The organism is Aliinostoc sp. HNIBRCY26 (assembly GCF_050235535.1).
Classification (GTDB): Bacteria; Cyanobacteriota; Cyanobacteriia; order Cyanobacteriales; family Nostocaceae; genus Trichormus.
This window is the reverse complement of record NZ_CP189852.1, coordinates 5,986,711-6,008,242: the sequence shown is the minus strand read 5'-3', so window position 1 is coordinate 6,008,242 and position 21,532 is coordinate 5,986,711. Positions and strand designations below refer to the sequence as shown.

The 21,532-nt window shown below is 41.0% G+C and carries 21 protein-coding genes; 9 read left to right on the top strand and 12 right to left on the bottom strand.

Annotated elements, in window-relative coordinates:
* Nucleotides 1-5 precede the first annotated feature (5 nt).
* Entirely contained in the window at nt 6-1,202 is a 1,197-nt protein-coding gene (locus ACQFX9_RS25410) for a response regulator (RefSeq protein WP_427159336.1), read from the bottom strand.
* Between the two features lie 1,137 nt (nt 1,203-2,339).
* Complete coding sequence (locus ACQFX9_RS25405) at nt 2,340-2,954, bottom strand: CPP1-like family protein (RefSeq protein ID WP_236143204.1); 615 nt, start codon at nt 2,952-2,954, stop codon at nt 2,340-2,342.
* A 682-nt stretch (nt 2,955-3,636) separates the two neighbouring features.
* Between ACQFX9_RS25405 and ACQFX9_RS25400 the strand changes: the two genes are divergently transcribed.
* Nucleotides 3,637-4,353 carry a response regulator transcription factor gene (locus tag ACQFX9_RS25400; RefSeq protein ID WP_103138223.1) on the top strand — a complete coding sequence of 239 codons (717 nt, stop codon included), beginning with the start codon at nt 3,637-3,639 and terminating at the stop codon, nt 4,351-4,353.
* Between the two features lie 245 nt (nt 4,354-4,598).
* Here ACQFX9_RS25400 and ACQFX9_RS25395 read toward each other — a convergent pair whose 3' ends face one another.
* Nucleotides 4,599-4,796, bottom strand: coding sequence for a DUF2811 domain-containing protein (locus tag ACQFX9_RS25395; RefSeq protein ID WP_103138224.1), 198 nt, complete (start codon nt 4,794-4,796; stop codon nt 4,599-4,601).
* 95 nt (nt 4,797-4,891) lie between these two features.
* On the opposite strand from ACQFX9_RS25395, the gene ACQFX9_RS25390 reads away from it, so the two are divergent.
* A complete protein-coding gene (locus ACQFX9_RS25390) occupies nt 4,892-5,182 on the top strand; it encodes a hypothetical protein (protein WP_427159335.1) in 291 nt (96 codons plus the stop codon).
* A gap of 61 nt (nt 5,183-5,243) precedes the next feature.
* A complete protein-coding gene (locus ACQFX9_RS25385) occupies nt 5,244-6,509 on the top strand; it encodes an MFS transporter (protein WP_427159334.1) in 1,266 nt (421 codons plus the stop codon).
* A 174-nt stretch (nt 6,510-6,683) separates the two neighbouring features.
* Here ACQFX9_RS25385 and hisIE read toward each other — a convergent pair whose 3' ends face one another.
* Both hisIE and ACQFX9_RS25375 read right to left on the bottom strand, forming a co-directional pair.
* Nucleotides 6,684-7,334, bottom strand: a complete 651-nt coding sequence (hisIE, locus tag ACQFX9_RS25380) for a bifunctional phosphoribosyl-AMP cyclohydrolase/phosphoribosyl-ATP diphosphatase HisIE (RefSeq protein ID WP_236143208.1) — start codon at nt 7,332-7,334, stop codon at nt 6,684-6,686.
* Between the two features lie 96 nt (nt 7,335-7,430).
* Nucleotides 7,431-7,625 carry a ChaB family protein gene (locus tag ACQFX9_RS25375; protein ID WP_427159333.1) on the bottom strand — a complete coding sequence of 65 codons (195 nt, stop codon included), beginning with the start codon at nt 7,623-7,625 and terminating at the stop codon, nt 7,431-7,433.
* 109 nt (nt 7,626-7,734) lie between these two features.
* Between ACQFX9_RS25375 and hemL the strand changes: the two genes are divergently transcribed.
* A complete protein-coding gene (hemL, locus tag ACQFX9_RS25370) occupies nt 7,735-9,033 on the top strand; it encodes a glutamate-1-semialdehyde 2,1-aminomutase (RefSeq protein WP_427159332.1) in 1,299 nt (432 codons plus the stop codon).
* Here hemL and ACQFX9_RS25365 read toward each other — a convergent pair.
* Nucleotides 9,019-9,165 carry a hypothetical protein gene (locus tag ACQFX9_RS25365; RefSeq protein ID WP_427159331.1) on the bottom strand — a complete coding sequence of 49 codons (147 nt, stop codon included), beginning with the start codon at nt 9,163-9,165 and terminating at the stop codon, nt 9,019-9,021. The two genes, hemL and ACQFX9_RS25365, sit on opposite strands and share 15 nt — an antisense overlap.
* A gap of 534 nt (nt 9,166-9,699) precedes the next feature.
* Here ACQFX9_RS25365 and ACQFX9_RS25360 point away from each other — a divergent pair.
* On the top strand, nt 9,700-11,319 hold the full coding sequence (locus ACQFX9_RS25360; RefSeq protein WP_427159330.1) for a protein kinase domain-containing protein: 1,620 nt from the start codon (nt 9,700-9,702) through the stop codon (nt 11,317-11,319).
* A gap of 352 nt (nt 11,320-11,671) precedes the next feature.
* Complete coding sequence (locus ACQFX9_RS25355; RefSeq protein ID WP_427159329.1) at nt 11,672-12,409, top strand: FHA domain-containing protein; 738 nt, start codon at nt 11,672-11,674, stop codon at nt 12,407-12,409.
* Nucleotides 12,410-12,529: 120 nt separating this feature from the next.
* On the opposite strand, the gene recA is transcribed toward ACQFX9_RS25355, so the two are convergent.
* Together recA and ACQFX9_RS25345 are read right to left on the bottom strand one after the other, a co-directional pair.
* Complete coding sequence (recA, locus tag ACQFX9_RS25350; protein ID WP_427159328.1) at nt 12,530-13,606, bottom strand: recombinase RecA; 1,077 nt, start codon at nt 13,604-13,606, stop codon at nt 12,530-12,532.
* A gap of 223 nt (nt 13,607-13,829) precedes the next feature.
* Nucleotides 13,830-14,849, bottom strand: a complete 1,020-nt coding sequence (locus ACQFX9_RS25345; RefSeq protein WP_427159327.1) for a tRNA dihydrouridine synthase — start codon at nt 14,847-14,849, stop codon at nt 13,830-13,832.
* A 286-nt stretch (nt 14,850-15,135) separates the two neighbouring features.
* Here ACQFX9_RS25345 and ACQFX9_RS25340 point away from each other — a divergent pair, with 286 nt between their 5' ends.
* Complete coding sequence (locus ACQFX9_RS25340; protein ID WP_103138235.1) at nt 15,136-15,297, top strand: CopG family transcriptional regulator; 162 nt, start codon at nt 15,136-15,138, stop codon at nt 15,295-15,297.
* 745 nt (nt 15,298-16,042) lie between these two features.
* Nucleotides 16,043-16,561 carry an O-acetyl-ADP-ribose deacetylase gene (locus ACQFX9_RS25335; protein WP_427159326.1) on the top strand — a complete coding sequence of 173 codons (519 nt, stop codon included), beginning with the start codon at nt 16,043-16,045 and terminating at the stop codon, nt 16,559-16,561.
* A 79-nt stretch (nt 16,562-16,640) separates the two neighbouring features.
* Here the strand turns inward: ACQFX9_RS25335 and ACQFX9_RS25330 are convergent, their stop codons facing one another.
* The 3 genes from ACQFX9_RS25330 to ACQFX9_RS25320 all read right to left on the bottom strand — a co-directional run bounded on the left by ACQFX9_RS25330 (nt 16,641) and on the right by ACQFX9_RS25320 (nt 20,071).
* Nucleotides 16,641-17,015, bottom strand: a complete 375-nt coding sequence (locus ACQFX9_RS25330; RefSeq protein WP_236143216.1) for a DUF4870 domain-containing protein — start codon at nt 17,013-17,015, stop codon at nt 16,641-16,643.
* A gap of 281 nt (nt 17,016-17,296) precedes the next feature.
* Nucleotides 17,297-18,973: a DNA mismatch repair endonuclease MutL gene (gene mutL / locus ACQFX9_RS25325; protein WP_427163003.1), complete on the bottom strand. Its 1,677-nt coding sequence runs from the start codon at nt 18,971-18,973 to the stop codon at nt 17,297-17,299.
* Nucleotides 18,974-19,087: 114 nt separating this feature from the next.
* Nucleotides 19,088-20,071, bottom strand: a complete 984-nt coding sequence (locus tag ACQFX9_RS25320; RefSeq protein ID WP_427159325.1) for a YgfZ/GcvT domain-containing protein — start codon at nt 20,069-20,071, stop codon at nt 19,088-19,090.
* Between the two features lie 116 nt (nt 20,072-20,187).
* Here ACQFX9_RS25320 and ACQFX9_RS25315 point away from each other — a divergent pair, with 116 nt between their 5' ends.
* Nucleotides 20,188-20,877, top strand: a complete 690-nt coding sequence (locus ACQFX9_RS25315; RefSeq protein ID WP_427159324.1) for a hypothetical protein — start codon at nt 20,188-20,190, stop codon at nt 20,875-20,877.
* A gap of 132 nt (nt 20,878-21,009) precedes the next feature.
* Here ACQFX9_RS25315 and ACQFX9_RS25310 read toward each other — a convergent pair whose 3' ends face one another.
* Nucleotides 21,010-21,495: a hypothetical protein gene (locus ACQFX9_RS25310; RefSeq protein ID WP_427159323.1), complete on the bottom strand. Its 486-nt coding sequence runs from the start codon at nt 21,493-21,495 to the stop codon at nt 21,010-21,012.
* Between the last annotated feature and the right edge of the window lie 37 nt (nt 21,496-21,532).

Sequence of the window (21,532 nt, the reverse complement as noted above, 5' to 3'; positions counted from 1 at the left end):
TCTTGTTAAGCTATATCTTTAGGGACAGCCTCTAGGCGTGATTCACTGTGAATTGGGGAAGCTATTTTAATGGGTAAATACTTACGTAAAATACTCATTACTTTATCTGTATTCACTGGCTTAGTCAGGAAATCTGTCGAGCCAACAACTTTAGCACGCACTCTATCTAATAACCCGTCATTACCTGTTAAAATAATTACTGGAGTATTGTTAAAAGCTGAAATACGCCGCAACTGAGTACAAATTTCATAACCACTGGCAACAGGCATAATCAAATCTAAAAAGATTAAATCTGGTTTCTCTTGAATGAGAATCGGTAATGCTTGTACTGCATCTTGAATCTGGACAAATCTCAATCCATGAGCAGTAATAATCTCTTCCAGCATCTTACAAACCTGGGGACTATCATCTACACAAGCAATTAAGGGTGTGTAAACTTTTTTCGGTTGTGCAGAAATAGAGTTATTTGGTAGCTGTGTGACAACTAAAGGTAAATCTGGTACTTTTACTAATTCAATAATGCCTTTGAGGACATAAGGAAGTAGAGAACGAGATACAGGTAAAACATTCTGCTTCATTTTGGTGGCTAACTCTCGCAGAGTTAGTTTGCCATTAAATAGCGTGACAAAATTTTTATATACTGGTGGACTAACTAGTTCCTGTAACTGTTCTGGTCTTCTAATTATCGGTGCTAAGTCAGGAAAAACATTTGCTAAACCAGCTTGTGTCCAGAGATTCCATGAGTCTTGCATTTGTTTCATAGAAATATCTGCGCTCGTGAAACTCATGGGTGCTTCTAGAATAACTTCTTGATTGCGTTCACACTTAACAGCTATAAAGTTCGTCTGCTGGGCTAAATCAAATAAAAGTTCTGCCAAGGTGTTCTCGACCATTGCATTAATTTGCTCTCTTTGAATTCTTTGTTTTTTATACAGAATTTCTAAAAGTCGGTAATCCCAGTAACTCATTTCTACATCTTGTTGGCGCAACTGTATTTTGTCCACATTAATTTGTGGGCAATACTGAGCCATTAATCGCCGCCATCTCCTAAAAGGATGTGTTCCTCCAGATGCCCAGACTATTCTTCCTAAACGATAGTAGAAAGTCCACTGATGTCCTTTTTGGCTGCTCAAAATTAACTGCCCATTGTATTGCAGCTGCGTACAAGTCCTAAATTCATCAAGAATGTTATTGGATTCCATCTTTTTCAAGCTATTTCTACTTGTTTTATCCCCTCAAGCCAGTTTCTTCATCACAAAATCTGAATACTTACTGAGCATTCTTGATTTTGTAAATAGTTATTTCGTTTATTATGTTAGTAATAGCGTTTTTATGGTTTATATTTTGGAATGTAGTCTTCTGAATTGGGAAATCCGCAAAAATATGGTAATCGGCAGATATAATTAAGACAATTTTAATTGAGAGGTTTTTATGTCAAATCTTAATTTTGATTCTCAATTTATGAGTAGAAATACCGTTACTTCTGGATGCTCAAATTAGATAACTACAAATCAATGTACACTCCCATATTCACAGGCTTTTTTTTGATGTAACTATTTTAGAGATTGTCAAATTGATTTATATCCGTGGAAATTCTGATTTTTAATTACACTAAAAATAGTATTGGTCAGGAATTTTTGTGATTCGTATAGAATAATTAACATAAAGTTAAGTTAGTCAGGCTCTATAAACTTAAATTAATGAATATTTCTACTACTTCACAGGACACATCATATCTGAGTCAGAAATTTATGGGATGATGCTCATACCATTTTTTTATCAAGCTGTATAGAATTTGATTTCCTTAAATCCATGCCATTTGCTTTCATCGGGGAAACTAAGCACCGTCATAATTTGTGTGGCGGACTACTACGGTTGTTTGATTAAGTATTGCCCAGATATTCAGCCAGCGATTGAGAATAGGTCAACAAAGGTTTATAGCTTGCTGGTTTAATCACAAATCCTGAAGTGAAGTGAAACAGAATTTGGGTATGGTCAAACAATTTTGGATTTTAGACTGACTTGACTGTCTTGTCTGCGAGAGACTACGCCAACGTAGCGTCAATCCAAAATCCAAAATTTAAAATCTAAAATTCAGAGAGTCAATACTACAGCTATTTGCCGCTTCGATATATCCAGTGATTTATTGTTCTTTTAAACCAATTCTTGAGATCATCCTTTTTGAGACGATCCTATTACCTGTGTCTTAGGTTTCAAAGTCGTACTTATCAAAATTCCCAGTCTCAGATTTGAGTATCTTAATTTGATGGTTAACCTAAGAAGTAGGTAATGGATCATTCTGTTCAAAAAGGGTTTTAACTAGTTAGCTTGTTAGAGCTTTAGCGGAGAAAACTGCTAATTAACCACAAAAGTACGAAAGTCAGCACAGTGGAAAACTGATTACCGCTTATCATCAATGGTACTTGTGACAAGAGCCAGGCAGCAATTAGCCCTCCAGTAATTAAGCCCACAATCAGTCCTACAAGAGTGAGTAAAACTGATCTGCCAAATCTACCTTCTTTACGATTGAGGAAGAAAACACTTACTCCTATGCCAACCACTAAGACTAACTGCAACAGCTGATCGCCTGTAAAAATGCTGATTGTACTTAAACCCACGTACCAAGCTCCGGGTAAAAGTATATCTGTCATTGTGGGCTGATCCAGGAAATTTTGCAGCCATGCAGGTGATTGCTCACGAGAAGTTGAACTTTCTTTAGGTGGTGATTGTATCCTTAATTCTGGAAAGCGGATACGTTCTGGCACTTTGATTTTTCCTTCCTGGCGCATCCGTAAGCGATCCATTAAAATCGCATCGTAAGCAGCTTCAACGGTTTCTACGCTTTTAGCATCGCCACTACATTGCTCCATCAGGCGATTGCGAGCGTCCTGAATTTCGTCAAAGCTAGCATCTTCTGATACCCCAAGTTTTTCGTAGGGATTTTGATCGCGCATGGGAGTTTATACTTCAGCCTTTATCAGTGGCAATTTTTTGTTAGAGAATAACAATTGTAGATTTTAATTTGATCGAAGACAAACCTATCGACCGAATTTTATGCTCTACCAGGATAGTAGCACGCGTTAGCCAAGTTGACCCAGGAATTTCAACTACTGCAACTTTAACATATTGTTATAACTCCGTGTATACCCCCATGTCGTTGACCAATTCTAGCTCTAACCTAGAATTTGAACCGGGAGTATCTGTCACACTATTTTTCTGTTTGTGCTTCAGACTTGGTGATTTACCATAATATGAGGATATCCTAATGATTTAGCTTTCATCTTAAGTAGTGGTATCAATCCACGTAAAGATTTAAAATGGAAAATCTTTCCATCCCCATCCAACTATTATACGGAAGTCTCCTGGAAAAATAAATTATTGGGTGGCTCACGGACTAGCATTGGGTAGTTAGACACATTAAGTTTCTTATGACGGTATTGCAATTAAACTGTAATAATAGTTATCTAAATTCTCTTAGTGTGTTTGTCCAGCGTTTTGACTTCACTATCCTTGAGATAATCAGGAAATATATTTCTGATGCCTGTAGTTCCTTAAATAATTCATAGGTGGGAACTGCGTTTTACGCAATACTGCTGTTAATCTTGAAGAAATTTATTTTTGTGTAAAGAGATGGTCATGGCTCCTGCCAAGATTCTTGTAGTTGATGACGACCCGGCGGTTCGGAATTTAATCCAACGCTTTTTATTGAAACAAAGCTATCAGGTAGAAGCGGCTGAGGACGGTAAGACTGCCTTGTCCTTGTTTGAGCAATTTAACCCGGATTTGGTCATTCTTGACGTTAATTTGCCAGATGTAATAGGCTTCAACCTCTGTCAAGAGATGCAAAGTCGTAATGGCGTTTTTGTTCTCATGCTGACTAGCCGTGCAGATGAGGCTGACAAGATTCGTGGCTTTGCTAAAGGTGCTGATGACTATCTCACAAAGCCATTTGGCTTGGGAGAACTGGAAGTCAGAGTTGCAGCGATTTTAAGACGACAGAGAGTGGTGACTAACGCCGAACAAAAACGCTTGCAATTTGAGAAGTTGATGATTGATCCCGTGCGGCGAGAAGTGACACTGAATAGTCAGCCTGTTCCGTTAACGGCTTTAGAATTTGATTTGTTACATTTTTTAGCGAGCCATCCTGGTCGAGTCTGGCGACGTGCGGAGTTGATCCAAGAAGTCTGGGATTATGAATATGTTGGTGATCAGCGAGTTGTAGATGTACATATAGGTCAAATTCGCAAAAAGATTGAAGTCGATGCTAGTCAACCAGCATTGATTCAGACTGTGCGTGGGGTGGGTTATAAATTTGAATGTCCAACTCATTCCCAGTTAGAAACGAATCCTTGATAGCTTTTTAATACTCACAATTTATTTATTAGCAGTGGGCATGGTATACCATGCCCAAATTTGTAGGAAAAAATTTGCTGTTAATCTCACAATTTTGGCGATCGCTCAACAATTTATGCCAAAATATTGTTAATTTATTTTTAATTTTCTCTGATTTTTTCAGACGCAGGAAAGAATTTATGCTGGCCAGTACCAGCACAGCGTCTGGTACATCAAAGCCAATACATACACCACATCATTGCAAATTAGCAATTGTGAAACAAAGTTTCTAAATAAACGCGGGCAGCACGGCGATCGCTGTCGCCATTTTGCAGTAAAAACAATGATAGGGCTGCTGTTAACACCCGATTTTGATCCCAATCGGGGTGAGTCTCTAAATAAGTTTTCAGCGATTCATGAAGAGTTTCGGGGATTTCGGTAAAAATACTAACTGTTGCGTTCATGGTATTTTCCTTGTGGGAGTTCAGCTTAAACGAACTATTGCTTGGAGTGAGGCAGTTTTAGGCAACATCTACACTGACCTCTAAGGTAAGTTTTGATGTCAACGGTTGCACAAACTATAAAACCCGGCCGCATCATTGTGCGACAAGAGGGGGTGGGTTTGTCAATGCTGCGAAATGTTAAAAACAATCGCACTAAAAATAAATGCGAACGCAATCATCAATGTTTCAAGCTAATTTTTGTTACATTACTTAATAAGAACTCAGTCCTTGGCACTGAACTAGACTCTAGATCAAAAATCCCCAGCAAGCCTGCAAGTGCTGATCTCCTCGTAGAACATCTGTGGAAAACTGGGAAAACTCCTGTGGAAACTCTGTGGAATGAGTGAGGAAAATATCAGCCAATGATAAGAATTACAAAAACGTGATCTTTTAATGACATTGTTACCCATGAAAATTGCTTCCCTATCCCAGTTATCTGGTTTGTTACCCTCGATACATCCTCAAGTGAGGGTTTTAGCGATCGCCAGATTCCTCTCAGAATTAGGTACAGGGTTTACCCTGATTTACGCCCCCATCTTTTTTGTCAACCAAATAGGGTTATCTACTACTACTGTCGGTTTTGGCTTGGCTAGTAGCTCATTTTCTGGGTTTTTCGGTAGGATTCTGGGGGGTGCTTTAACAGACTCACCCAGATGGGGTCGCCGCCGTACCTTATTGCTAGCAACAGCAATTTCTGCTGTTGGGTCATTAGTGTTAGCAACAACCAACAATTTTGCAACTCTGGTCATCGGTAATTTAGTTTATGGTTTGGGTATAGGCTTGTACTGGCCAGCCACAGAGGCAGTTGTGGCAGATAGTAGTGACATAGATAATCGCCGTGAAGCTTTTGCCCTGACTCGGTTAGCAGATCATTTAGGGTTAGCAATTGGACTAGTATCGGCGGGGGTATTAGTGACAGTCATCACAAGTTATCGTTGGTTGTTCGTTGTTGATGCTTTCTCGTTTGTCGTGTTCTTTGGGGTAATTTACGTGGCGATGAAAAAGCCCGATCAACTCGCAGTACAGCCGACGCAACAAACGCACAACTTTACAGCCTGGATATCGGCTCTAAGCGATCGCCGTTTCTTGATTTACATTGCAGCCAATATCCTGTTCACCATATATATTTCTCAAATCCACACAATTCTTCCCCTGTATTTAAAAAACTTCATTTCTGTAGGCGAGACAGCCCAAAGGTTTAGCGAATCTACAATTAGCAGATTATTTTCTTGGCACTTGGTCTTAGTAATTATCTGTCAACTACCTCTGACCAACCTTTTAAAACGGTATTCGCACTCAAACGCACTCACCGTTTCGGCTATTTTGTGGGCTATTGGTTTTAGTCTAATTTGGGTGACAGGTAACTTCTCATCCTATCAATTAATTTGGGCGACATTGGCATTAACCGTATTAGCGATGGCATCTGTAGCATACAATCCATCAGCCGCCTCTCTCGTCACCGATTTAGCCCCCGAATCCCACCGAGGAATATACTTTTCTATTAATTCCCTGTGCTGGGCTTTAGGTGGATTTATCGGCTCACCCTTGGGAGGGTGGGCTTTAGATCAATCACCCCTAATTACGCATCATTTTTGGTTGGGCTTTGTTTTGAGTGTAGCGATCGCCATCACCATTTTGCAGTATTTAAATTGGGTTTTAGTCAATAGTCAATAGTCATTAGTCATTAGTCAATAGTCATGGGGCATTGGGAATGGGAGCAAGGGAAGAAAACCGATAACTAATAAGTGTTACACTTCCCACTTACTACTCACCACTCAGCACTCAGCACTCACTACTCACCACTCAGCACTCAGCACTCACTACTCACCACTCAGCACTCACCACTCTCTACCGTCGCCGTTCTTGTAGCTTACGATAAACTGCTTTTAAATCTACTTGATGATGCGCTAAGGCAACTAGTGTGTGGTAAAGCAAGTCTGCAACTTCACCGGCGATCGCATCGTGTTCATCATCTTTGAATGCCATTACTACTTCGGCTGATTCTTCACCGATTTTCTTTAAAATCTTGTTATCGCCACCAGCTAATAACTTACAAGTGTAGGAGCTTTCATTGGGATGATCGCGGCGATCGCATATTACTTGAAACACCTGAGATAAAGTATCCCCAGGTGGTGCAATTATTTGTCCTTCGATTTGATGAAAACAACTACGTTCACCTGTATGACAGGCAATATCTCCTATTTGCTCTACACCAACTAGTAAAGCATCACTATCGCAATCATATCGAATACTTTTTACCTTTTGGGTATGCCCTGAAGTCCCGCCTTTGTGCCACAATTCTTGGCGGGAACGGCTCCAAAACCACGTTTCTTTTGTGTCTAAAGTCTTTTGTAAAGATTCCTGATTCATCCAAGCCATCATTAGTACAGTACCATCCAAATAGTCTTGGACAATTGCTGGCACTAAACCACGTTCATCGTAGCGAATTTTTTCAACGGGAATGGCATTATGTAGCGATGGGGAATCGGGGGAAAACATACCAGCTAATTTATTCTAGTAAAACTAATCATGTCTGGTTTCACGATACCATTATCAATAGTGCAACTGGCATGATTTTTCCACACCCTCTATGAATCATCTTTGTAAAACTACATTCCTTTCCATTGCTGATTGGATTCTGACAGCACTCAACGCCACATGGTGAGCCTTAGTATCTTCACCATACCAATGCAAAGCTGAGTTAAAAGCGGCGCGATACAGGTCTTGGTATGCCTCTGATAACTCAGTACGGATTTCTAAAGGCAAGTCTAGGTTGGACTTGTATAACATATCGTTATTTTTTTGGTTCTGTTAATTTTATACGATATAAGTTCTAGGCGAAATTTAACCCTATCCTAAGATAGAGCTTTTTTTGAATGCCCACTGTTAGGAGAGAACCTTGGTAAATACAACAATTAAAACCACTAAATCACAAGAAATTTTTGCTGCTGCCCAACATCTCATGCCAGGCGGTGTTAGCTCACCAGTCCGTGCTTTTAAATCTGTAGGGGGACAACCTATAGTTTTTGATCGGGTCAAGGGTGCATATATTTGGGATGTAGATGGCAACCAATACATCGACTATGTAGGCACTTGGGGGCCAGCTATTTGCGGTCACGCTCATCCAGAAGTAATTAGCGCACTCCATGAAGCCTTGGAAAAAGGTACTAGCTTTGGTGCGCCTTCGGTGCTAGAAAATGTCCTGGCTGAAATGGTAATTGCTGCCGTTCCTAGCATTGAAATGGTACGATTTGTCAACTCCGGGACAGAAGCTTGTATGGCCGTGCTAAGGCTGATGCGTGCCTTCACTAACCGGGAGAAAATCATCAAGTTTGAAGGCTGCTACCACGGCCACGCTGATATGTTCTTAGTCAAAGCAGGCTCAGGTGTCGCCACCCTTGGCTTACCTGATTCCCCTGGTGTGCCTAAGTCAGCAACCAGCAGCACCCTAACAGCACCCTACAATGACTTAGAAGCTGTCAAAGCTTTATTTGAAGAGAACCGTGATCAGATTGCGGGTGTAATTCTTGAACCTGTTGTGGGTAATGCCGGGTTTATCACCCCCGATGCTGGCTTTTTAGAAGGTCTACGGGAACTGACTCATGAGCATGGCGCATTGCTGGTGTTTGATGAAGTCATGACAGGTTTCCGCATTGCTTATGGTGGCGCACAAGAGAAATTTGGCATCACACCAGATTTAACCACTATGGGTAAAGTTATCGGTGGTGGCTTGCCAGTGGGTGCTTATGGTGGTCGCCGCGATATCATGTCTATGATTGCTCCGGCTGGCCCTGTGTATCAGGCTGGAACTCTTTCCGGTAATCCTCTGGCTATGACGGCGGGGATTAAAACTTTGGAATTATTGCAAAAGCCTGGTAATTACGAGTATTTAGAGCGCATTACCAAAAGGCTTGCTGATGGTTTATTACAAGCAGCTAAAGAAACTGGTCATGCAGCTTGTGGTGGTTCTATTAGCGCGATGTTCGGCTTATTTTTCACCTCTGGCCCTGTGCATAACTATGAAGATGCCAAAAAGTCGGATACAGCTAAATTCGGACGTTTCCATCGCGGTATGTTAGAACGCGGTGTTTATTTAGCACCTTCTCAATTTGAGGCTGGCTTTACTTCTTTAGCTCACACTGAAGCTGATATTGACCAGACGATCGCGATCGCTCGTGAGGTCTTATCTAGTCTGTAAGTGGTGAGTTGTGAGTGCTGAGTTGTGAGTGCTGTTAGCGGAAGCGGGGCGTTTAGCCCGTGCTGAGTTGTGAGTGCTGTTAACGGTAGTGCGGCGTTTAGCCTGTGCTGAGTTAATTCTTGAACTCAGCACTTGTTACTCATCACTCAGCACTATCAACACCTCAACGGACAAGCACATTTCATCTAGTTGACGGTAGTCATAATTTTTGCTGCCAATATTACCGTCAATACAATATAACACCTGAACATATATTCATCTATTTCTACGAAATTTTAATGTAGATTTCGTCTCAGTAATTGTGTTTCTGGAATGAATCAACCAGTTCACAAAAGTTAGGGTAGTCCAGAATACTAATCTAGTGAAAATACTGCGTATTACCAATTTTTAGTAATTAAAACTATCATTTTTACAATTTACTTACGTATAAAAAATTAAATAGCAATCGCTGACATTATTACAGCAGCAAGACTCGACACTGTTTGCTAGCATAGGTATAATAAGTTGTTTGACATCATAATTGCTTTACGTAAATCAGATCCAACTTTAGCAACTCTTCAAGGGATTTACCGCAAAACTGACCTAGCAGGAGTTGATTTTGGATCTCAATAATTGAAGAAGAGTCTTACTCTCACCGTTACTATTCGTGCAGCGAGTTCACAGTGCATGAGCTATTGCATAAATCCGACCTGTCCTAACCCAGAGAATGTAGCACATAGCCGAAGATGTGAAGCTTGTGGCTCACCATTACAGTTGCGCGATCGCTATCTAGTTTTGAAGCCATTGGGTCAGGGTGGCTTTGGCGCAACCTTTTTAGCCCGCGACGAAATTTTACCAGGCGCGCCTAGCTGTGTCATCAAGCAGCTACGCCCTTCTGGAACATCTCCACAGGTGTTACAAATGGCGCGGGAACTATTCGAGCGAGAAGCCAAAACCCTGGGTACAATCGGGAATCATCCCCAAATACCCCGATTACTTGACTATTTTGAAGCGCAAGAACATTTTTACTTAGTTCAGGAATATATTAGCGGTTCTACACTCCAGCAAGAAGTCAAACTCAACGGGACTTTTAGCGAAGCTGGTGTTAAGCAATTTCTCAGTGAAATTTTGCCTTTACTGCAATATATTCATGATCAAAAAGTTATTCACCGTGACATTAAACCAGCTAACTTAATTCGCCGTTCTCAAGATTCCAGAATGGTGCTGATTGACTTTGGCGCAGTCAAAAACCAAGTTACCCAAGCCACAACTAATCAATCAGGACATACAGCTTTAACCGCCTATGCTATTGGTACTCCTGGTTTTGCACCTCCAGAGCAAATGGCAATGCGTCCTGTTTATGCTAGTGATATTTACGCCTTGGGAGTCACCTGTGTTTATTTATTGACAGGTAAAACGCCCAAAGACATGGAATATAATGCCAGTACAGGGGAGGTCATGTGGGAACACTTAGTACAAATTAGTGACCACATGATTCATGTCCTCCGAAAAATGCTAGAAGTCTCAGTTCGTAGTCGCTACCACTCAGCTAAAGAAGTCCTCAAAGCCTTAGAAATAGAACCATATTTAGAAAGTTTAGCTGGTGGATTGTTAGTTAAATCAGATTCTAATCATAAAGAAGGAACATACAACCGACCAGATGATTCTGCTGTTCTTTGCAGTAACCCTTCGGCTGCGGCTACGGGTTTGGGAGTAGCACAAGTAGCAGCAGCAATTCGCGCTCGACGAGCTAAACTCGGTGATGGTACTCGGTTAGATGCTGGAGGGACGCGACAAGGAGTTTCCGGTGCTAAACCATCAACGACAGCTAACAGTAATGGGAATGGTTCTCATAACTTAAAGTCGAAGGTGGGGCGCAGACTAGATACCCAAAGTTTACTCACCGCCTATGTGAAGGGAAGACGAGATTTTGCTTTACACAATCTCAATTTACTTAATCTTCAAGGTGCGGATTTATCATCTACCAATTTCCACTCATGTCAACTACAAAATACTAATCTTCAAGGGGCTAATCTCCAAAATAGTGATTTTGGTAGAGCAAGTTTAACGCGTGCTAACTTAAAGGATGCTAATCTCACTAAAGCTTACTTCAATCATGCTGATTTAGAAGGGGCAGACCTACGGGGTGCAGATTTGACTAATGCTTATCTTAGTAACGCAAATTTGCGGGGTGCTAACTTATGTGGTGCTAACCTCACGGGAGCGAAAATTTCCGATGAACAATTAGCATTAGCTAAAACCAATTGGATGACGATACGACCCAACGGTAAAAGAGGTTTATTATAACTTCCTCGATATCTAACGCAGAATCAGCAACTGGAAATTGTGTAATTCTCGTTTGACGATATTTCTCAAATAATTTGTTTAAAAAGAGCATAAGCGAAAAATTTTCTAAAGTTGCTGTATTTCTGCAAAAAATATGAGTTTTTTTTAAAATTCAATAAAAGTGCATGACTCAAGGGAATAATTTTTTTGGGGAAACCCTTGATATTGGTGTTATTTGAGTATAGAAATCCGAAAAAAGAGCAGTTTGCAGAATTGCTGCTTATGAGAATTTGCTACAATTGAAAATAGCATTAACTTTTCTTAAGTTTAAACATTTTGTCGAATTTAAAATACTTTGTTAATTCCATTAGTTATGAATAGAAATTTCCCAAATTATGAGCTAGAAAGACGCTTAAGTTTATATCATGTATTTCTGGCTTTATATGAAAGACATGGCGATATTTTAGATAGAATTCTCCAACTAGAAAATCTCTATCAGCCATCCTTGAAAGGTGAAAATTTGCGTTATGTCCAAGGCGTTGTAGAAGATTCATCAGTTTATTTGATAACTAACTTGTGTGACAATCAGACACAAACCCTGGAACAGATGCAACATATTTGGACAATAGGACGCGATCGCAGTAATGGTATATGCGCGGATAATCGACATTTATCCCGTTGTCATGCTGCGATTCAGTATATTGAATATCAAGGTTTTTATCTAGTTGATTTCCACAGTACCAACGGTTCTTTTGTGAATGGAGAATCTATTTATCAACCCACCAAACTCCAAGATGGCGATCGCATTCGGTTAGGAAGTTTAACTTTTGATTTTTTCCTCAATCACCAACACCGTGTTTTACCAGCATTACCAGCCGATTTAGTAACCCAACTCATTCCCTCAACAGCAGATATTCAACAGCCAGAATTGGATAGTCACAGTGTTGCTCAACAAACAGATGATCCCGTCAACCCTGACGAGACTATACAAATTTCTTTAGAATGTGCTTGGGGTAGATTAGAATATGGGCGAGATGGTTTACAAGAACAACAAAAATCTGACATTTTAGACAGGTTCTTCCAGCAATCCACAAGGACTGATTATCGATAATTTCTGCTTAAAACTAAAAAGATTACTCTCAACAGGAGTAATCTTTTGTAATTTACAGATGTGATTTTAGATTCATACTGGTGATGGGATAAATTTGTTTATGCACCATCAACGCCAGTTTTACTCTTCTTCTAAATCAACATCTTCGTCTTCATCTTCTTCATTGACTTTAGCTACTGAATTAGCAGATACAACAGCACCCTTATCTAGCTTTTCTCGCACCAGTTTCTTAATTTGTTCTGTAAAATCTGGCTTTTCTTCTAGATATTTAATAGCATTATCTCGTCCTTGAGAGATGTTATCACCGTTGTAACTATACCAAGCTCCTTTACGAACCAAAATCCCTGTTTCTTCAGCTAAATCTACTAAACAACCGATAGTAGAAACGCCCTTACCAAAAATAATGTCAAATTCTGCCACTCTAAAAGGTGGAGCCACTTTATTTTTAGCAACTTTCACTTTTACACGGTTGCCAAATTCGTCTGAACCTTTTTTCAAGGTTTGAATACGACGAATATCTAGACGAACTGAAGCGTAGAATTTTAAGGCGTTACCACCGGTGGTGGTTTCAGGACTACCGTAGGTGACACCAATTTTTTGGCGTAGCTGGTTAATAAATATAACTGTGCAGCCTGATTTACCAATGTTACCAGTAATTTTACGTAGAGCTTGGCTCATTAACCTGGCTTGCAAACCAACGTGAGCATCTCCCATATCCCCTTCAATTTCCGCACGGGGAACTAAAGCTGCCACTGAGTCGATAACTACGATGTCAACGGCGGCGGAACGTACTAATTGATCAACGATTTCCAACGCTGCTTCACCGGTGTCCGGTTGGGAAACCAACAGATTGTCAATATCTACACCTAAAGCCGCCGCGTAGGTAGGATCAAGGGCGTGTTCAGCGTCTACAAAAGCAGCAATACCACCTTCTCTTTGTACTTCTGCGATCGCGTGCAGTGCTACAGTCGTCTTACCGGAACTTTCCGGCCCATAAATCTCAATCACCCGTCCCTTGGGTAAACCTCCACCCAAAGCCAAATCCAAAGTCAATGCCCCAGTGGAGATTGTTTCTACCCGCATGCGAGTAGCATCACCCAGGCGCATAATTGCTCCTTTACCGAAGCTGCGCTCAATTTGGTTGAGTACCATATTGAGTGCTTTTTGCTTGCCGGAAGTATCGGTATTAATAGCCATTCGTGCCTCTATCAGTATATGGATTTTAGGTGTGTAGGGTTGAGAATTTTAGTAGAACAGATATACTATTTTAGCCGGAAATTTCTAGAATAGGACTTCTCAAATTAAAAAGTGACTGTGACAATATCGTAACGCGATCGCTACTACGTGTAACTAGTACAAAACAACTATAGTCTGGTTCGCCGTCGAGCAATTTTGGACTTTGGATTAGGTAAAACAATCGTCATGTACCACTGTAGGGTGCTAAGGCTAGAGTTTTCGTCAAATCGGTAAGCAAAAAGCGATCGCAAACTTGAAACAGTTCTACTTCAGAGGCGGCTTGTCGCATCAGTCGCAGGAAATGACCTTCAGCATCCACACTCAGGGCAATATAGTTAAGAAACATTTTGAGGTAGCCTACGCGCGCTCGTTCGGGGATATTGGGGGCGGCGGGGGTTTGCCATAAACGCTCAATGTAGTCGCGCACCTCTATTAAGGGAACAGGTTTGATCATTTCACCACGCAAAGCTTGACGAATTTGATGAAAAATCCAAGGATTGCCGATTGCCCAGCGTCCCACCATTACCCCAGCCGCACCTGTTTGCGCCAACACTGATAAAGCAGTGGCGGCTGAGTCAATATTGCCGTTAGCCAACACAGGACAATTCACACAGTTGACAGCTTCGGCAATCAAATTATATTTCACTGATCCATGATACCTATCTGCAACTGTGCGACCATGCAAACTTAACAAATCAATGCTATGACGATTGATCAGATTGAGGATGGTGTAAAAGGTATCAGTATTTTCAAAGCCTAAGCGCATCTTGACTGTTAAAGGCCGATCATTGACAACCTGTCGCAGTTCTCCCAAAATTCGATCTACTTTATCAGGAGAGAGCAACAATCCACCCCCGACTTGTTTGCGGTAGACTCTGGGTGCTGGACAACCCATATTCAAGTCAACTCCAGCCACATTGTAACTACATAGTTCCTTGGCAGTTCTGACTAAGTTGGGAATGCTCTCCCCAATCATTTGAGCAAAAACAGGGCGACCTGTATCATTTTCGGTGACAGATGCCAAAATGCTGGGATTGAGCCTTGAAGTTTCATTTACACGAAAATATTCGGTGAAAAAGTAGTCAGGACTGCCGTAGTGAGCAATTACCTTCATAAACCAAAGGTTAGTCACATCTTGCATGGGTGCCAGCGCAGTCAGAGGTAAGTCTGGGGATAGTGCTTGGGGGAGCGATATCTGGAACATAAGAATGCCAGTGTTCGACAAAGAATTACTGTATCAAAAAGTGGTGATAGAGGTTTTGGTAAATTTTGGGTATAATCATCAACTCTAACTGCAATGCTTCATATTTCAGTAACTTTCTCGATAATTTGGTATGCAGTTTAAGTACCGATTTTTCCAAATATGAATTTTTGAAATTTATCATTTTTTCTTTACAGCAAATTGATATTAATCTCGTTATATTTATCGTGGTGATAACAGTTTAGATGATTGATAGTAGAGGAGTAGATCAAACATAGGTTGTTCAATTATGAATAAGAAATGGGCTGTGAAACGACTGACAATCAACCTGACATCAGGTGAGGTAGAAAAGTTAGAGACATACTGTTCCAAGACTGGAAGACCAGCTACAGACGTAGTTCGGGAGCTAATTCGCTCTTTAGCGACTGAAGAAGCACAAAATGCCAGTTGAACTGTTGCGTAAAGTGCGATCGCTTGATTGATATCTGCTGCAAAGCTGTATGATACGTTAAAGAAACAAGACCAGTTATCCTTGCTACTGCAAAACAAACAGCCAATCATACATAGATGGACAAAAGCAGCAGCCATGCTTGCAAAGTTTCTATTGCTGCTTTCTAGAATATTAACTCTATTTGTGATTCATCTACTAGGGAATCAACCTTGTAATGTAGGGGTTTAGCAATGCTAAATTCCTACATAATTTCGCACAGAAATTATTACAGTTTCCTGCATACACAACTATGTTCAGTGATCAAATCTAATTCCTATAGGATTCCTATTTGATTTTTGAAAAGAACTCAGCACACTTTGATTCCTTCTTTCCTATTCCCTGTTCCCTCCCTACGCAAATAATTTCAGGAATCAAAGCGGATTCCTATATATTATTGCTGTTGTGAACAAAGAATGCGGAGTGCAGGAGATACAGGAGACACTTGCTCATGAAGACCTAGCTAAAAATCAATACGGTTCAGATAAGAAAAATAAATTTCAACCAAGCCACCAAATGTTCACTCAACAAAAAACGAAAAAATGATTTTGGAGGGGGTTTGGGGGACGCAACCGTCCCCCAATCGGGGGCTTGGGGGAGAATCCCCCAAATCTTGCTCATTGTCTAATAGGCAGAGCAAAAATTGAGAAATTAACTCTCACCACCTTAACTGAACCGTATTGAATTATTATATAGAAATTTAAATATTATGCAGAAAATGGAAATTATTCAAGGTGATATTACTAAGTTACTAGTAGACGCAATTGTGAATGCTGCGAATAGTTCTTTATTAGGTGGCGGTGGGGTAGATGGAGCAATTCACCGTGCGGCGGGAAAAGAACTGTTAGCAGAATGCAGACAGCTAGGAGGCTGTAAAACCGGGGAGGCAAAAATTACTCAAGGTTATAATCTTCCTGCTAAATGGGTTATTCATACCGTTGGCCCTATTTGGCAAGGTGGTAATCAAGGAGAAGATGAATTACTAGCAAAATGTTATGACAATAGTTTAGCTTTGGCAGCACAGTATCAAATTAAAACTATCGCTTTTCCAGCTATTAGTACGGGTGTGTATAGATTTCCTGTAGAACGTGCTTGTAGAATTGCAATTTTGACTGTGCAAGAATTTTTCAAGCATCATAGGGAGTTGGAAAAGGTGTTTTTTGTGTGTTTTGGACAAAGTGCCTACGATGCTTATATAAAAACAATGTCAGAAATTGCGGAAAACTAGTCTAGTATGATGCTATTTTGAGAGACAATATTTCTCTTTGATAGGCGCAAGTACATACTTTGAGGATGAATCAACCTAATTAAAATACCCGAAAAATGAACGGATAACGGAAAGGTTCATCAGGCTGAGTTAAACAGTGAAATAAAGCCCAAATAGTCAATCCCCAATGGAGAGCAAAACCGAAAGCTACCACGGGGAAAAATATAATTCCACCTATACCAAAGGTAAGCCAAGATAGCAATCCTAAAGGTACACCTATAACTGTTGCCCAAAACCACACATTTAAGTGAAAATTCATTGATTCTTTAGCATTACTTTTCACTACTGGGTCATCGGAAATTAAGTTAATTACAAAAGGCACACCGATGGAAAATAGTATGGTACTAAAAAAAATTGACCCATGACATAGAGACGATAGTAATTTACGTTTATCAGAATCGTATGTTACTTGCATTCTAATGACTCCTCATATATCTTTTCTGTTTTAATTTTAAAGGATACTTTCTAGCTTGTGTTTTATCGTTTACCGTACTCAACAATAAAAGTGGTTTTTCCTCATGATAGATGAGTGATGGTCATGACTAAATACAATTTCAGAGATGAGGTTTACCGAACTGGTCATTAGTCATTAGTCATTAGTCATTAGTCATTAGTTTTCTCCCCCTGCTTCCCCTGCACCCCTGCCCCCTGCCCTCTGCACGCCTGCACTCCAAGCGATGCTTTTTTTGGGAGTTGTTAAATACCGTGACTCTTGCCAATTACCCAGTGACGGCGGAAAAATCGGGATAGGGCTGATTCATCTAATGATAAGTAAATTGGGCGACCGTGAGGGCAGGTGCGGGGGTTACGGGTGCGTTGCCAATTGTTCAGTAACTGCTGCATTTCTGGTAAACTCATTGGTGTACCGTTGCGGATAGCACTACGACAGGCGACAGCGACTTGGGCTGTTTGTAAATCGCCGCCCCAACTGAGTTCTAGAATTGCGTCAGCACAATCTTCACGATTTTGTAACATAGCAGGAAGGTTACGTACTGCCCAAAGTTGTTCGCCAAAGGGTTCGATATCGAAACCGATACGTTGTAGTTGACTGACTTGGGCGGGTGATAATTGATAAAGAATGATTGGTGTTTCTACTGGAGTTAGTTGCCAACTATCACACAATTGTTCGTACAATACTCGCTCGTGGGCTATGTGTTGTTCTACTAACCACATTCCGCCAGGATGTTCAGCCACGATGTAGGTATTGCTGACTTGAGCGATCGCTTTGAGGAAATGGGGACTGGGGACTGGGTGCTGGGGACTGGGATTAAGATTGTAATTACCTTTTTCTTCTGCGGCTTTAATGAGTTGGCTGACTCTGGTGGTGTGGACTGATTCTTTGATGTTGGCGGAACTTAGACGCAGTGCTTGGTTAATGGCTTGGGTGATTTGTTCTTGCCAATAGGTCAACTCATTGAGGTAAATTTCTGTTTTGGCGGGGTTACGATTCCAGTTGATTTGATCTGGAGAAATCACCAAATGGAGAAAACAAATCGGATAGCGATCGCGTGGTAATGTACGATGAAATGCTCCTAGAATTGCCTGTTCTAATTCCGGTGATTTCACCATCCGTCCATTCATCGCCACTCTCACCCAGTCGGGACGATGACGGTGACATCTATCGGGTAAGCCTACTACTAGGGTAACTGTTGACTGTTGACTGTTGACTGTTGACTGTTCTGGGCTGGGGATTTCTAGTGTTAATTCTTGTAAGTCGCCTTGTCGGACTTGGGGTAACAGTTGCGGTATGAGTTGTCCGACGGTAGCGGCTGGGGAGATGGTAAACCATTGGCGGTCATCTTGCCAAACTTGCCAAGTAACTTGGGGATGGCAAAGGGCGATGTTGTAAATTGTGGCTTGTACAGCTTTCATTTGCTGTGTGGTGGAGGGTAAGCCATGACGACGCGCCACACAATTAGCAAATAAATTCGAGACTGTGACTACTGTACCAGGAGCGATCGCTGTTGCTTCAACTTGAATTGCTTTCCCCCCTTCCCCATAAACCACTCGCCATCCCACGTTCCCATTACTAGAACGGCTAAAAATCTCCAAATCTGCCAATGTCGTTAAACTGTGTAATGCTTCCCCCCGAAATCCCAGACTGTTAATTTTCCACAAGTCGTCACTGGAGTAGATTTTACTGGTGCTGTGGGATGTCGCCGCTTGTTGCAAATCATCTAAATCCATCCCGCAACCATTATCTGTGACACGGATACGCCACTGTTGCGGCCAAAGCGCAATCACAATTCTGGTTGCACCCGCATCTAAGGCATTTTCCACCAATTCCCGCACCACAGATGCAAAAGAATCAATTACCTCACCTGCGGTAATTAGATGTACGACTTCTTTCGGTAAAGTTTGAATAGATGTCATGGGGGACTGGGGACTGGGGATTGGGGACTGGGGATTGGGCATGGGGAATGGGGCATTGGGCATTATTTTTTCTACCTTGTCTACCTTGTCTCCCTCTGCCTCCCCTGTTACCGCTTATGGATATTCGTGAGACACAAAGGGGATGGCGACGATTTCGCCTCCGGTGTTGCCTACTTGTACTTTTAACCCTACACCACCGGCTTTGCTTTTCACGTAACCTAGTCCGAAATAACCGTCAGGTGTTTCGGTATAACTGGTGATTTTACCGATTTTCTCGTCGCCAATGGTAATAGTTTCACCTACTGCGACGGGACTATTCAGTTTAATTCCCCAGAGATATTGTTTGACACCTTTATATGTATTTAACCGGGCAATGGTTTCTTGTCCGATGTAGCAACCTTTATTAAAGGAAATGGTCTGCCATAGACCGACTTCTAAAGGATTAAAATCATCTGTGAGTTCTGTGTCTGGGGCTGGTCTACCTTGGATGATGCGTAAATGTTCCCAACCGCGATCGCTTAATTCTACCGCCCCTAAGTCTAAAATTTGCTGCCATACTTGCTCTTTGATAGACACAGGCAAGATTACTGTGTAACCAGGGGACGCTAAACCGCTACCAACTGCAACGATGATACTATCATCCACTGTTATATGATTGCCGTAGGGTTGACCGATAATTGCCCCAGCACCAAGTTTTTCAACTACCGCATCGCTTCCTGCACCAATGAGACTAAAAGTTGCAGTTTCTTCCGTCACATCTGCTAACTGCACCTTATCTGCAAAGAAGATATAACGATCTAACCATTGCATTAAGAATTCACGACGGTTAGGCGATACTAAAAGCAACACTGCATCATCCAACACATAAGCACTGACTAAATCTATCGTGCGGGCTGTGGATGTTACCATCACAGTATCACAGCCTTGTCCTGGCTTGAGACTTTGGAAATCGTTCGTACTTTGATTGTGTAAAAATCTGAGACGGTCATCATCAGAAACACGGATGAGTCCCCAAGAAGAGCGATCGCATACAGCAACCCCTGCGGTTGCGGCTTGGATAGCGGCTGCGTCTTTACCGTCAAGTGCAGATGTTGGCATGGTAGTCAAGAGTTGCCCTGTTTCAATGTTTTCGCATTGGTGATTTTAGCAAATCCTGGTTAACGGCTTCAATGGCTTAGGGCTAGAATGGTTAAGACTTTGACTGTAAACCAACTATGGGAATACGTTATGCCAACATCACGCTACAGGGAGTTTCCCAAAATGAATTAGTTAATTACCTATCTAATATAAAATTTGATGCTTATGTTTCCCCTACAGTCAATGAGTACACTGTTTTATATGATTTAGCCTCAATCGGTTATCCCAATAAATTACCGAAATATATCCAACAAGAATATAATTTCTCATCCTTATACAAAAGATATTTATCTCCCCAGCAAGCTATTATGGCTTGTTTATGCTCTCATCTGTCTAGAAAATTTAACTGTTCTATTTTGGCTATATATATTATTGATGGCATTACATTTTGGTATCATCTTTCTCAAAATGGCTATCTGTTAGATGAGTATATAACTGATAACTATTTGCACAGTAAAATCAAGGTATCATTAACTGATAAAACTGCCACACACTCTGCGGAAAAACTATGCAGTGCCTTTGGTAAAGAATATGCGATCGCCCAAGTAAAAACAATTCTTGGTGAACCTGTAGAGAAGTATGATTCCATGACACGCCATGAACTTCTCGCCAAAGCTTTAGAGATTCGCCCCTGTTGGGTAGTGGGTATGAATTATCATTGTTTTACGGGAGAAGAAGATTTTGAGGCACATTATGAATGTTATCGTGAAGACTGTGAGCCTTGCTATGAAGAAGCGTTACAAATGGTGAAGAAGACTATTCTATAGTTTTTCTGGACATGGAAACTCAAATGTATTTTAGAAATAGCGATCGCCTACTTCATTCTTTACCAAAACAGAGTTTATTGATATAGCCCCAGAATCATATTCTGAGGACATTTACAGATAATTAGCACTTAATTATTCGGGTAAATTAGCAAATACTTGTTCAACTAAATTCTTAGTTTTATTTTCTAAATGTTGCCAATCTACTTCCCCAAATTCATCAATTAAACTAGTATCAATACCAACATTTTCGCTTTCTGGACGGTAATTTATAAAACATACTTGATAGCATAATTCCCACAAATCAATACTGACATTTTGGTCTTGACGTTGCAAACATAAGTGATATCCTGGATGGGGCATTGGCAATCTTGCAAGTCTTTCTCTGATGGCTTCTGCCTGTTCTAAAGTTGCATCTTCCATCTCTTGCAATAACTGTGTCACCAAGGCTTTAATCTCATCAGTGGTGTTAGCCGGCCAAATCAGTACATCTTGGTAAGTTCCCTTCCAAGCAGATTCTTCTAACTGCTTGCGAAGATTATCAATTACGCGAATAAAAGCAGGCTGCATCAGCAGTTCGGCCTGCTGCCATGTATTTTGGTCTGTTATTCTAGGTGGCATTGGTAATTAACGACGGCACTAAAAGGAAAATTTACAG